This window comes from Halocatena halophila (assembly GCA_027563145.1).
GTDB classification, from domain to species: Archaea; Halobacteriota; Halobacteria; order Halobacteriales; family Haloarculaceae; genus Halocatena; species Halocatena halophila.
This window is the reverse complement of the sequence record CP071306.1, coordinates 1,265,739-1,278,668: the sequence shown is the minus strand read 5'-3', so window position 1 is coordinate 1,278,668 and position 12,930 is coordinate 1,265,739. Positions and strand designations below refer to the sequence as shown.

The 12,930-nt window shown below is 60.4% G+C and carries 13 protein-coding genes; 8 read left to right on the top strand and 5 right to left on the bottom strand.

Going from position 1 to position 12,930, the window contains the following annotated elements:
* The first annotated feature begins 64 nt into the window (after positions 1–64).
* The gene (locus tag JXQ78_RS06790) at positions 65–973 is read left to right on the top strand and encodes a hypothetical protein (RefSeq protein WP_330632724.1); all 909 of its coding nucleotides are present in this window, start codon (positions 65–67) and stop codon (positions 971–973) included.
* Here the strand turns inward: JXQ78_RS06790 and JXQ78_RS06785 are convergent, their stop codons facing one another.
* The 3 genes from JXQ78_RS06785 to JXQ78_RS06775 form a co-directional block, all read right to left on the bottom strand.
* Positions 974–1,399: an HIT family protein gene (locus JXQ78_RS06785; RefSeq protein ID WP_330632723.1), complete on the bottom strand. Its 426-nt coding sequence runs from the start codon at positions 1,397–1,399 to the stop codon at positions 974–976.
* A gap of 114 nt (positions 1,400–1,513) precedes the next feature.
* On the bottom strand, positions 1,514–1,993 hold the full coding sequence (locus JXQ78_RS06780) for a DUF3995 domain-containing protein (RefSeq protein ID WP_330632722.1): 480 nt from the start codon (positions 1,991–1,993) through the stop codon (positions 1,514–1,516).
* Positions 1,994–2,021: 28 nt separating this feature from the next.
* On the bottom strand, positions 2,022–2,807 hold the full coding sequence (locus JXQ78_RS06775) for a PHP domain-containing protein (RefSeq protein ID WP_330632721.1): 786 nt from the start codon (positions 2,805–2,807) through the stop codon (positions 2,022–2,024).
* A 119-nt stretch (positions 2,808–2,926) separates the two neighbouring features.
* On the opposite strand from JXQ78_RS06775, the gene JXQ78_RS06770 reads away from it, so the two are divergent.
* A complete protein-coding gene (locus JXQ78_RS06770; protein WP_330632720.1) occupies positions 2,927–4,654 on the top strand; it encodes a heme-binding protein in 1,728 nt (575 codons plus the stop codon).
* Between the two features lies 1 nt (position 4,655).
* Here JXQ78_RS06770 and JXQ78_RS06765 read toward each other — a convergent pair whose 3' ends face one another.
* Complete coding sequence (locus JXQ78_RS06765; RefSeq protein ID WP_330632719.1) at positions 4,656–5,291, bottom strand: ribonuclease H family protein; 636 nt, start codon at positions 5,289–5,291, stop codon at positions 4,656–4,658.
* Positions 5,292–5,528: 237 nt separating this feature from the next.
* Between JXQ78_RS06765 and JXQ78_RS06760 the strand changes: the two genes are divergently transcribed.
* The 6 genes from JXQ78_RS06760 to JXQ78_RS06735 are packed head-to-tail and all read left to right on the top strand — an operon-like array spanning position 5,529 to position 12,479.
* Positions 5,529–7,118, top strand: coding sequence for an ABC transporter substrate-binding protein (locus tag JXQ78_RS06760; protein ID WP_330632718.1), 1,590 nt, complete (start codon positions 5,529–5,531; stop codon positions 7,116–7,118).
* A gap of 3 nt (positions 7,119–7,121) precedes the next feature.
* Positions 7,122–8,111, top strand: a complete 990-nt coding sequence (locus tag JXQ78_RS06755; protein ID WP_330632717.1) for an ABC transporter permease — start codon at positions 7,122–7,124, stop codon at positions 8,109–8,111.
* Positions 8,111–9,130, top strand: a complete 1,020-nt coding sequence (locus JXQ78_RS06750; protein ID WP_330632716.1) for an ABC transporter permease — start codon at positions 8,111–8,113, stop codon at positions 9,128–9,130. The genes JXQ78_RS06755 and JXQ78_RS06750 overlap by 1 nt, the downstream gene beginning before the upstream one ends.
* Positions 9,127–10,302, top strand: coding sequence for an ABC transporter ATP-binding protein (locus JXQ78_RS06745; protein ID WP_330632715.1), 1,176 nt, complete (start codon positions 9,127–9,129; stop codon positions 10,300–10,302). Before JXQ78_RS06750 ends, JXQ78_RS06745 begins: the two co-directional genes overlap by 4 nt.
* Complete coding sequence (locus JXQ78_RS06740; RefSeq protein ID WP_330632714.1) at positions 10,299–11,519, top strand: ABC transporter ATP-binding protein; 1,221 nt, start codon at positions 10,299–10,301, stop codon at positions 11,517–11,519. Before JXQ78_RS06745 ends, JXQ78_RS06740 begins: the two co-directional genes overlap by 4 nt.
* Before the next feature lie 21 nt (positions 11,520–11,540).
* Positions 11,541–12,479, top strand: a complete 939-nt coding sequence (locus JXQ78_RS06735) for a DMT family transporter (RefSeq protein WP_330632713.1) — start codon at positions 11,541–11,543, stop codon at positions 12,477–12,479.
* Here the strand turns inward: JXQ78_RS06735 and JXQ78_RS06730 are convergent, their stop codons facing one another.
* Positions 12,480–12,905, bottom strand: coding sequence for a universal stress protein (locus JXQ78_RS06730; RefSeq protein WP_330632712.1), 426 nt, complete (start codon positions 12,903–12,905; stop codon positions 12,480–12,482). It lies immediately after the preceding gene.
* Positions 12,906–12,930: the final 25 nt, after the last annotated feature.

Below are 12,930 nucleotides of genomic sequence, written 5' to 3'. Positions count from 1 at the left end.
GAACTGTCCGAAAACGTATGATAATCGAAACGTAGATGGGTTTCTGGAACACTGTTGGTACGTGATGAAAACTGACATCGTTGAGACGTTGCGACAACCAGAGTACACCGGCGATAACCGGTGTCTTCCCTGTACGACCGTGAATCTCTTGATCGCCGGTGTGGTGAGCCTGGTACTTTCCTGGCGCTCACGACTCCTGGGAGCGGTGGCATTCACGCTCGCGGCTGCGGTGATCTATCTGCGGGGGTATGTCGTCCCGGGGACGCCGACGCTGACCAAGCGATATCTGCCAGAAAGCGTCCTCGCACTGTTTGGCAAGGAGCCCGAAGCGCCCGTTGCCAGCGGTTTCACCGGCGGCGTCGAGGCTGAGACGGATACAGCAGCGCCGACCGAATCCGATACAGAGCAGGCTGATGATTCGGACGGTGCGCAGGGGTCCACCACCAACGCGATCGATCCGGACGCGCTCTTTCTCGAGCTAGGCGTGCTTGAGCCGTGTGCCAACGAAGACGATCTCTGTCTCACTGATTCGTTCGCCGAGCGCTGGAGTAGCGCCATCGACGCCCTCGAAGAAACGCCACCGGACGGCGCGGCAGTTGGAGAATCGTTTGGCGTCGAAACGGACGGTGATGAGTTTTCGATCGAACAGCACGAGAACGGACGGACGCTTCGCCAGCAAGAACGCATCGTCGGTCAGTGGCCATCGCAGGCGGCGTTGCTCGCCGATGTTGGCGCGGCGAGTGCGCTTGAGGCGTACGATCCCGCGTGGGATGAACGCTCGCCACAGCAAAAGGGCCAGCTCCTCAACGGCATTCGGCTCTTTCTTGAGGAGTGTCCCCAGGACGGCGGCCAGATCGAGTACGGCCAGGAGGTCGTCGAATCGTGCTGTCAGTCCCACGACGTGCTCACGGTCACCTGTTCTGAGAGCGGTGATCGGCTCCTTGAGTTCCCGCTTGATGAGATCGAGGCCTGATCAGGCAAGTTCCCGTTCGAGCCCTTCGGCGATGGCACCATTCGGATCGGCGGGTGTTGGCTCCCACGATAGCGTGATCTGATCGTCCACCGAGCGGGGAATCACGTGAACGTGCGCGTGGAACACCTCCTGGCCCGCAGCGCGGCCGTTCGATTGGATGATAGAAATCCCGTCGGGCGAGCAAACGCGATCGATTGCGTCGGAAACATGCTGGACGGTTTCGAACAGCGCTCCAGCGCGTTCTGGCTCCATCGCTGGGAGCGTTTCGACGTGCTCGGTTGGGATCACGAGAACGTGACCGGGCGCTGCTGGGGCGTGGTCCAGAAACGCACAGCTGGTGGCACTCCGGAGGACGATCTGTGCGCGTTCGGTCCCTGTGGCGATTCGACAGAACACACAATCATCCGTTGATGTTGTGTTCGTCATGGTCGCTGGTCTACCGTCGGCCAAATAATCGTTCGGAAACACCAGCTGTTCTCATACTATCTCCAGCGTACGGTAGGTAGCGTCTTCTACTCCAACTAGCAGCGGTGTCTTCTCTCAGGCAGTTCGTCGCTGATAGCCCCACGTCGCCAGGCTGAACAAGAGTCCACCGAGAAGCCACCACGGTCCCCAGACGAACGTCTGCCAATGTGCCGTCGTCCAGGGGGCTGTCGTGGTGTTGGTGATGAATCCATGCTCTGTGAGTGCACCCTGAATCACGAAATCAACGCCGTGAACGACGAGCAGGAGGCTCACACCCCACGCGAAAATGAGAACCAACCGACGTGGAAACAGCTGCCCCCACGATTGGACCAGTGCGAGCGCGAGCACGCCCCCGATCAGTTTCAGTCCGCCTGTAAGCCAGAGAACGGCGATGAACCAGGGTTTTCCCGCAAACTCCTGGCCGATCGCGACCGTTTCAAGCCCCGCCGTTCCACCGAGCCCCCAGTAGAAACTCATTGCAGCGAACACGAACATCCAGAGACTCGCCGCGTAGCCGGCCCATCTCGACACCGTTCCTGACAAGTACGCACACATTCTCTGGTGTATCTTTTGGAGCGTCGTACTACTTGCTCTCGATGGAGAGTTCGGCGGGTTCGAGACCCCGCGCTTCGAATTCGTCGGCGAGTGCTGGAACTCTATCAGTGAGCTCCGCTGGCGTGTGAGCGTCGGTTCCGACGGTGAACGACACCCCGTGCTCCCGGAGAATCTCGAAAAACGGTGCTACTGGGTGGACCGAACCAAAATCAGCCAACAGACGCCCAGCGTTCAGCTCGGTGACCGTCCGCGAGCGTTCGAGCGCTTTGGCCACCCGTCGGTACTGTGACTCGGTTGCAAAGCCACGGAGTGCAGGGTTGCGCTCGATCAGATCGATGTGGGCGGCCAGCTCAAACAGCTCCGAATCAATCAGCGCGAGGAGCTTCTCGAAATAGTTCTCGACGAGCGCAGTCCGCTCGGATTCGGATTTGTCGGCAAAATACGGTTCGTACTGGATGTGCACGCCGTCAAGGAGATGCACGCTCCCGATGGCGTACTGGAAGTTCGCTCGCTCGAGAAACGCTTCGATGGCCGTCTCGTCGCGAGGGTCGTAATCCATCTCGACGGCGTCGTAGATATTGATCTCGAACTCCTCGCGGAAATGTTCGATTGCCGCTCGTCGCCGCTCGTAGATCGTATCGAGTGCAAATCCCAGGGCGTTACGGTGCTCGACCATCGGTGCTCGGTCGGAGACGACACAGTGATCGGCGAACCCAACTCCAGAAAGCCCAGCGTCGCTGGCCGCCCCGAGCATCTGCCGAAGAAATCGCCCGTCAGAGTAGATCGAGTGGGTGTGATAATCGTGGTCAATCACGGCTGGGTCGGGATTTGCAGCGGTCGAGTAACTGGTTGTTGGTTGCGAGTGTTCATCTGTCCGATCCCATTCCGTTCCCGTCTCAAAGGGCTCTTGGTCGGTGGAATCGAACCTGCTGTATGCCCACTGCACCACAGACCGAGGAGGGGTGGTATGCCCTGCACGACTTCCGGACGATCGACTGGGACGCGTGGCAGGCTGCCCCCGAGCACGAACGCGAGCGGGCACTCGAATCGGGCGTTGACTTTCTCGAAGCCCACGAATCGCTAGCGGACGTGGCGGGCAGCGAGGGGGGTTCAGCGACCTTTGCGATCATGGGACACAAAGCCGATCTCATGATCCTCCATCTCAGGGAGACGACGGCCGCGCTCGAGACCGCAGAACGCGCGTTCGAGCGGACCTCCTTTGCTCGCTTCACCGAGCAAACGGCATCGTTCGTCTCGGTGACGGAAGTGTCTGGATACATGTCACAGGAGTATTTCGAGGGCGAGGAGGTCGCCGACTCGGGCACCGCACGCTACATCGAATCGCGGATCCGACCTCAGATTCCTGTCGCCGAACACGTCTGTTTCTACCCGATGGACAAACGCCGCGGTCCAGAGCACAACTGGTACGATCTCCCGTTCGACGACCGGGCCGATTTGATGTCGAATCACGGCGAGATCGGCCGGCGCTACGCCGGGAAGGTCACGCAGATCATCACCAGCTCTATCGGCTTCGATGACCACGAGTGGGGTGTCACGCTGTTTGCTGACGATCCAACGCAGATTAAACGACTGTTGTATGAGATGCGATTCGATCCGTCAACCTCACGCTACGGGGAGTTCGGCACATTCTACTTCGGTCGCCGATTCGATCCGAGCGCACTCGAGACGTTTATGGCCGGTGGAACGCTGTCGGCCTATGAATCGTCGTCCGAGCCAACGACGGACGTGACCGAGACGATCGAATCGCTCGGAATTTCCGTTGAGGCCCCTGACGACGCCACCCCACACGCCGTTGTGGTTGAGGCCGACACCGATCGCGAAACGGTGGCGAACGCGATTGAGGATCTCCGCGGCAATTTCGAGCATTACGACAGCCACATCGAAACCGAGGTTCACGAGGGGCCAACCGTGGTGAGCCTCTGGACGACCGAACGTGCGGCGGAGACGGCTGCTGGCTTTCTGGCGGATCTTCCCGGCGCGGATGAACCGACGATCGGTGCCCTAACGGCGGCGACAGAAGAGAAATCCCCGACACCAACCGCCGCCGCACCCGCCGAGGACGTTCGTGATTCGCTTGACTCGCTCGACATCTACGCCGGACAGCCACACGGCGAAGACGTGTTCGCGCTCGTGGTCTACTCTACCGCGCCGATCGGCGATCTCACTCCTGCAGTGTCCGACCTCAGCGACGGCTTCGATAGATACGACACCCACCAGGGGACGAACATTTATCAGGCCCGTCACGGCGACCGCTCGGCCGTCGTGAGCCTCTGGAAGACGAAAAGTGCAGCAGACACCGCCAGCGAGTATCTCGCCGAACTCCCGCAGGTGGTCGGTCGTGCCGGTGCAACCGATGAAGGCTTTGGCACCATGGGCATGTTCTACACTGTCAAATCCGACCACCGATCGGCGTTTGTAGAGACGTTCGACGAGGTGGAAGAACTGCTAGCGGAGATGGATGGCCACCGCAACACTGACGTGTTGATCAATACGGCTGATGAAAACGACATGTTCATCGCAAGCGAGTGGGATTCAAAAGAAGACGCGATGTCGTTTTTCCGCTCCGATGCGTTTTCCGACACCGTCCAGTGGGGACGGGACGTGCTCGCCGACCGACCACGCCACGTCTTTCTGGCCTGAGTCAGTCGCTCGCGTGTCGCGGGCGATTCGCTCGCGACGGCGGCGGCACGCCTTCTGCGGGCTGTCTGTCGATCGGTGTTGGTGGCAACACACACCGGTCGGGTTCGTCGTTGACGTGGGCGTACTGCTCGGGTGCGTTCGCCAGCGGATGTGCTGGGTTCACGCCGCTGTCGAGGCGGGCCGCCCGTAACTCGCCCAGGCTTGCGATCCGGGCTCGAATCCCCCGCCAGTGGTGGTGTGACTGGGTGGGAATCTGAAACGGGTGTGGCGGCCCGATCTGTGGCTGTTTGGTGGCGATCGTCGCTCTGTTGACGTTGGCTGCCAGGTTGTCATGATCGATGAGTACTCCAACCCGTGTGTCGCCCGGAACCCGGGCGTCGAGAATGTCGAGACCGAGATGCAACGCACGATACTCCGCGACGTTGTTGTCCGGAACGTCGTCTGGGAGCGATCGTCGTGCGACACACTCTCCATCACGGGTTTCGATGATAACACCGAGTCCGCCTCCTGAATCGCTGAACGACCCATCCGTTGCGACGTAAAAATCACGATGGTGGGTTCGTGGCGGATGTGCGATGTGGGGAGTCGGCGATTCATCAAACAGATCTCGCAAGGTCGGCCGGCCATATGCGGCCATATCGAAGGATACTCCTCGGTAACCTTAAATCTGCTGTTGCCTGGTAGAAGATTTAGCCAGCTAAAACCAATAAACTAGTGCTGGATGGGGTCGGAATAGATTGACGAACTGTAGCGATGCTAGTATGATCTCATCCGGTTCGATGGCGTGCGTTCTGCGCCGAATAGTGCATTTGCTACTATTTCGGAGTAAATAATGACCATGAAATATATAAAACTAAGATACATGGGATGTAGTATGTCTGATATGGATGACGGGCGGGCGATCGATCGCCGATCGGTGCTCCGTTCACTCGGGACGGTCGTGGCGACGGTGTCGTTGTCGGGCTGTTTGTCCGACACGCCCGAGCAATCGACCGACACGGCGACAACAGGGGATTCTCTGTCGGTCACGATCACGCAGGGAACGGCTCCGGACACCCTTGATCCGCACAACCACCGTTCAACGCCGACTGAGAACGTGGTTCGACAGGCCTACGAGGGGTTGCTCGCTCGCGATGCATCCGGTGCGGTGACCGAGCGGCTCGCAACAGGGTATGAACGACAGGAGGCCGGCCGAGTCCGGTTCACGTTGCGAGAGGACGTCTCGTTTCACAGCGGATCAACGCTTACGCCCGCTGATGTCGTGTTTTCGATCCGTCGAATCGTCGATCCATCCGTTGGCATTGAGAGCGCCCAGCGCGATCAGCTCTCCGGGATTACCGACGCTCAGGCAGTAGACGGCGAACATGCGGTCGATGTGCTGACTGAAGGGCCAAATCCGCTTGTCGTCAACCAGCTGGCGACCTACTGTGACATCGTCGAAAAGCAGTGGGTGACTGAGTCGGGCGAAGAGACGGTGACACAGGAGATGAACGGCACGGGGCCGTTCGAACAGACGGCCTACGAACCGAACACCCGCGTGGCGTTCGAGCCGTTCGAGTCGTACTGGGGACCGACGCCTGGGCCGACGGCACTGACGATTGATGCAGCATCGGAGGCGAGTGTGCGGGTGAATTCGCTGCTTGAGGGCGAATCGGATCTCGTGGTTAACGTCCCGCCACAGGAGGTACAGCGGATCGAATCCAACGACTCGGCAACGCTTGCCACCGCGCCGAGCACGCGCATTCTGTACGTGGCGATGCGATCCGACGTTGAACCGTTCGATAGCCAAAAATTCCGGCAGGCGATGAACTACGCCGTCGATCTCGAAAGCATCGTCGAGGACATTCTGAACGGGTTTGGCAAAGGGACTGGCCAACCCACGCTCGAGGAGTTCGTCGGCTTTGACGACTCGATCGAGCCGTATCCGCACAATCCCGACCGCGCCGAACGGCTCATCGAGGAGAGTGGCTATTCCGGGGCGTCCGTGACGCTTCACACTCCACAGGGCCGATATCTAAAAGACGTCGAGATTGCCCAGGCGGTCGTTGGAATGATCGATTCGCTTTCGAACGTCTCTGCCGATCTGCAACAGCGCGAAACGAACGCGCTCATCGGCGAGCTCACCGACGGCGACCGGACGACGATGCCACACATGTATCTCATCGGCTGGGGGAATGCGACGTTCGACGCGACGAAAACACTCATTCCAACGCTCGGCTGTGGTGAGGTGCTGAGTTCGTTCTGTGCCGAATCGCTGGACGAAGAGGTCCAAAAGTCATTACAGACGACCGATCAGTCCAAACGTCAGGAGCTGTTGTCGGCGGTAAACAGCAACTACCACGATATGGCGCCGTGGATCTTTCTCCACCAGCAGTTCAGCGTCTACGCAGTTGACCAGCGCCTTGAGTGGACGGCCCGCCGCGATGAACGCATCGAGGCAGCCACTATCGCTCGGTCAAACTGATCGATGGTTTCTGGACGCTTTCTCGCTCGACGCCTTGGTCACGGCGTGGTGGTCGTCTGGGCGATCGTTACTGTCGTCTTTCTGTTGCGCTACAGCACGCCCGGCTCGGTCGTGACGACGATCGCTCCCCTGGATGCAAGCCCACAGCTCAAAGCCGAGATCGCCAAAGAACTGTCGTTGCACGAGCCCATTTATGTGCAGTACGCACACTATCTCGGCGATCTGCTCCGATTCGATCTTGGTCATTCCTATGTGACCAACACACCAGTTCGACAGCTCCTCGCCAGTCGGTTGCCACAGACGCTTGATCTGGCGATTGCAGCAACGATCGTCGCGATTACGATCGCGATCCCACTCGGCGTCGTGAGCGCAACCCGCAGACACACGCCAACCGATTACGCCGCCACGAGCTTCTCGCTCGTCGGTATTAGCACGCCGAACTTCTGGCTCGGGCTCGTGCTGGTGCTGGTGTTTGCCGTCGGAATGGGGTGGTTTCCGGTGAGTGGCCCGGCGCGTGCGAACGGCGAGGTAATCTCTGCGATCGACGTGCTGTATGCGCCACAGCTGGCCGGGCGCTGGCTCATCCATTTGACGCTCCCGGCAGTGACGCTTGGGACGTACTTCACCGCACTCCTCACGCGACTCACACGCAGTGGCGTCCTCGAAGAGCTCGAAGAACCGTACGTGCGGACGCTTCGCTCCTCGGGGCTCCCACCGGTTGTGATCCGTTACCAGCACGTGCTCCGGAACGCGCTCGTCCCGGTGGTGACGGTGCTTGGTCTCCAGCTCGGCACACTGATCGGCGGTGCGGTGATAACCGAGCGAGTGTTCGCCTGGCACGGACTGGGATCGTTACTGATCGACGCAATCAATGACCGCGACTGGATGGTCGTGCAGGGCTGTCTCATCGTCATCGGCGTCGGCTTCGTGGTGATCAACGCCGTCGTCGACGGTATCTACGCACAGCTTGATCCGGAGGTGTCGATCGAGTGATGATCACACCACGGACGCGTCGCGCCCTTCGTCGCACACTCCGGCGACAGCTGCTCCCGAAGCTTGGCGTCGTGATGTTCGGGCTGCTCGTCGTGGGGGCACTCTGTGCGCCAGTGCTCACGCCACACGATCCCACCACACAACAACTGGACGAGAAGCTTCGCCCGCCGATCGGTTTCAGCGGCCAGACCGAACAGACCAGCTCACAGCTCGTAGACGGCGAGGTCAAAACGGTGACCGAAACGACGACCGTCAGCGCCACGTGGACCTATCCCCTCGGAACGGACGCGCTCGGTCGGGACATGCTCTCTCGCGTTCTGTACGGCGCTCGCACGTCGCTACTCGTCGGGATACTCGGTACGGCAGTCGCCGCGATCATTGGGGTTCCCACTGGGCTGATCGCTGGCTACTACGGTGGCCGGATTGACGATGCGTTGATGCGCAGCGGTGATGTCATGCTGGCGTTTCCGTCGCTGGTGCTAGCGGTTGCGCTGGTTGGGCTGTTTGGCACCGCCACGGTTCGCATTCCGGATCCGTGGGTTGTCCTCGGGATCACGCCGTCGATGCCCTCACACGTCGTTCTTCCGGGAACCGTCGTGCTGGTGGTGGGTCTCGTCAACTGGGTCTGGCTCGCTCGCATTGCACGCGGCGAGGCGATGGGGCTGGCAAACGCCCCATACGTTCTCGCAGCCCGCAGCGTCGGTGCCAGCGATCGGTACATCATCCGTCACCACGTGCTCCCCAACGCGCTCACGCCGATTCTCGTGATGGCAACGATCCAGGTCGCAACCATCGTCTTGCTAGAGAGCGCGCTGGCGTTTCTGGGCTTTACCGGGACGACGCTCTCGTGGGGCTTCGATGTGAGTCAGGGCCGTGATCTGCTCTCGACCGCATGGTGGGTGACGACGATCCCCGGATTCGCGATCGTGTTCGCCGTGTTCGCTGTCAATCTCATCGGCGACTGGTTTCGTGATGCGCTTGATCCCGGTATCGATGCCGGAGGTGGTGGTGGCCCGTGACTGATCTTCTTCGCGTTCGCGATCTCACCGCCAGGTTCGACACCGAGGATGGACGCGTTCACGCCGTCGAGTCGGTGTCGTTCACCGTCGAAGATGGCGAGTCGTTCGGTCTGGTCGGCGAATCCGGTTCCGGAAAGTCTGCCACGGCGCTTTCGATCGCCGGATTGCTTCCCGCGGCCGGTACGATTACTGGTGGTTCGCTCTGGTTTCGTGCTCCCGAGCTCGCGGCGACAACGGGTAAACACGAAGTCGACGGCGAGTTCGTCGATCTGACAACACTCCCTGCGTCCGCCCGTCGGTCGCTCCGTGGCACCGAAATCGCCATGGTGTTTCAGGATCCGATGTCATCGTTCGATCCGTCCGCGACGGTCGGCACACAGATCGCCAAAGCCGTCGAGGTCCAGCAGCGGGCGTCGGCCCGACCCCGCTCGACGCGGGCCAGAACGGAGGGATATGGACTCGGTTCGCTCCTTCGTGATTCATTGCTTCCAACCCGTAGCTTCGTGAGCGAATCGAGTCGCGAGCGGGCAATCGAACTCCTAGAGCGCGTTGGCATTCCAGATCCGGCGAAGCGAGCCGAACAGCATCCTAACGAATTCTCCGGTGGCATGCTCCAGCGGGCGATGATCGCACAGGCGATTGCCGGCGAACCACGGCTGTTGCTCGCCGATGAGCCAACGACCGCGCTCGATGTGACGATACAGGCACAGATCCTCTCGCTGCTGAAAGAGATCCAGGCCGAGACGGCGCTTTCGGTCGTGATGATCACGCACGATCTCGGAGTCGTTGCACATCACAGCGACCGTGTGGGCGTGATGTATGCCGGCGAACTCGTCGAACGCGCCCCGATCGATCGGCTGTTCGACGCGCCGGTTCATCCCTACACCCAGGGATTGCTTGGGGCAGTTCCGGATCTCGACACCACTGTGACGCCACCAGCGTCGCTCTCCGGGCGAATGATTGGATTACACGCCGACGAGCTCCCAGAGGGCTGTTATTTCGCAGACCGCTGTCCGAAAGCGATGACTGACTGTCAAGAGCATCCCGAAGAACGTCCGGTGGACGAGACTGAGCGCCATACAGCCCGCTGTGTGCTCACAGACCGAGCGTTCGACCCGGACGACGCGCTTGGCGGTGGCACAGCCCAACAGATGGAGCGTGATCACCAGTGAGCGATCATCCGCTCATCGGCGCGTCCGGACTCACAAAGCGGTTTACCGATGGCGTCTCCATTCTCGATCGGCTTCGCGGCCGTGAGGGTTCGACGATCACTGCGGTCGATGACGTTTCGCTCTCAATCGAACGTGGAGAGACTGTGGGGCTGGTTGGTGAATCTGGCTGTGGGAAATCGACGACTGGACAGCTGCTGCTCGGACTCCAGGAGCCCTCAGCCGGAACGGTGGCATTCGACGGCAGGCCAATCGCAGCCCAGACTGCAGCCGAGCGACGCCGCTTTCGCCAGGAAACAGCGATCGTCTTTCAAGAGCCGTTTTCGAGCCTCGATCCCAGAATGACAGTCGAGGAAATCATCTGCGAACCGCTCGTTGTCAACGAGATCGGCACCGAACGTGAGCGCCACAACCGAGCTCGTGATTTGCTCGAACGGGTCGAGCTGTCGGCTGTGATGGCCCCCCGCTATCCCCACGAACTCTCCGGTGGCCAGTGCCAGCGCGTGGCGATCGCTCGCGCGTTGGCGCTCGAACCGTCGTTCATCGTCCTCGATGAGCCTGTGAGTGCGCTTGATGTGTCGGTCCAGGCACAGATCCTTTCGCTGCTCGCCGAACTCCAGGACGAACTGGAACTGACGTATCTGTTTATCACCCACGATCTTTCGGTCGTCAGCTCGCTCTGTGATCGTGTCGCCGTGATGTATCTGGGCGAACTCGTCGAAGTTGGTCCACTCGAACGGGTGTTTGACGCGCCGGCACACCCCTATACGAGCGCGTTGCTCGAGAGCGTTCCGCGGGCGCGCGCGAACGAACGCGACCGATCGATCGATCATCTTGCGGGGGCGCTCCCCTCACCCAGCGATCCACCGTCGGGCTGTCGATTCCACACCCGCTGTCCGAAAATCATCCCACCCGCCGATCTCGAGATCGATCAGGCGACCTACCGAGCCGTGTTTCGACTCCGCAGCCAGATTGAACGTGGTGAATCGGTCGCACTGGACGAATTCGATTGCTCAGACTGTACAGCGACTGTCCAGCAAGCAATCGAGGAGGCAATCGCTGCCCTCGAGACCGGCGATCGGACGAAAGCCCTCGACCGGCTCGATGCGACGTTCGAGAGCGTCTGTGAAACCACTTCTCCCGACGAACACACGACACCCCACCGCGTGAGCTGTCATCTGCACGCCGACGCCGATTGCCGGGATCACAACTGTGAGTGAGACAGCATACTGAGGCCCAACGTGCGCTATCGTACCCTTGGATTGTTTGGCGTTCTCGCAGTGGTGTGGGGCTCTGCGTTCATGGCGATCAAAGCAGGGCTCGATCTTGGCTTTCCGCCGGTGTTGTTCGCCGCGCTTCGCTACGACATCGCCGGCGTCTTCATGCTCGGGTACGCCTGGTACGTGCTTGAGGACCCGATTCCACGCGGACGAGCGCAGTGGGTGCAAATCGCCATTGGATCGGTGTTTCTGATCGCAATCTATCACGCACTGTTGTTCATCGGTGAACAGGATCCGGCGGTGACCAGCGCGACTGCGGCCATTGTCGTCTCGCTCAATCCGGTGTTGACCACTGGCTGTGCGCGCGTCCTCCTGCCAGACGAACGGCTCTCGCCGATTGGCTGGCTCGGCATGCTGTTAGGGCTCGTTGGCGTGATCGTCCTGACGGATCCAGATCCGTCGAATCTCCTCGCCAGCGACGTGATTGCCACTGGATTGATCTTTGTAGCAACGCTCTCGTTTTCGTTCGGGAGCGTGCTCACCCAGCGGTCCGACACCGGCCTGCCGATCGAATCGATGGAGGCCTACTCGATGGTTGGCGGTGCGCTGTTGATGCACGGGCTGAGTCTCTTACTCGGCGAATCGATGCAGTCGATCGCTCATCCGGGTGAGGCACTGCTTGCGCTCGGGTATCTCTCGATTTTCTCCTCAGCGATCGGCTTTCTGATCTATTTCGAGTTGCTAGAACGGCTTGGTCCAATCGAGATCAATCTCGTTTCGTACACTGCACCGCCTGTTGCGGCGATCTCGGGCTTTCTCGTGCTCGGTGAGCGAATCACGCTCCAGGGCGTGCTCGGCTTTTCTATCGTGCTCATTGGTTTCGTTCTTCTCAAGCGAACGGCACTCCGGAATGCGATTTCCGACGTTCGATCGACATCGCATCCACCAGCGGACGACTGATCACGGAACCACCGTCACAGGGACCGGAGAGTTACGAACGACCGTTTCGGCAACGCTCCCGAGCAAGAGCCGAGACACGCCGCGTCGCCCGTGGCTGCCCATCACCACCCGATCAACGTCGGTGTCGTGGACGTGATCAACGATCGTCCGGGCGGGTTGGCCCATCTTCACCTCTGTCCGCGCGTTCATCCCACGCTCTTCGATCGTCGACTGTGCGTCGGTCAGTCGATCTTCGACGCGTTCTTTTTCGGATCGATACCACACCTCTGCTGCGCCGGGAGCGCCAGCACCAGCACCAAAGCCCGCAGACGGGTCGATCACGCACAACAGCGTCACCCGGGCGTCCGCCATCGCCTCGGTCACGTGCGTAAGCGCACGCTCTGCCGGTTCGGAACCATCGTGTGGAATGAGCACATGCCGCACCATATCTACTGATAGTCTGCATCCGGAT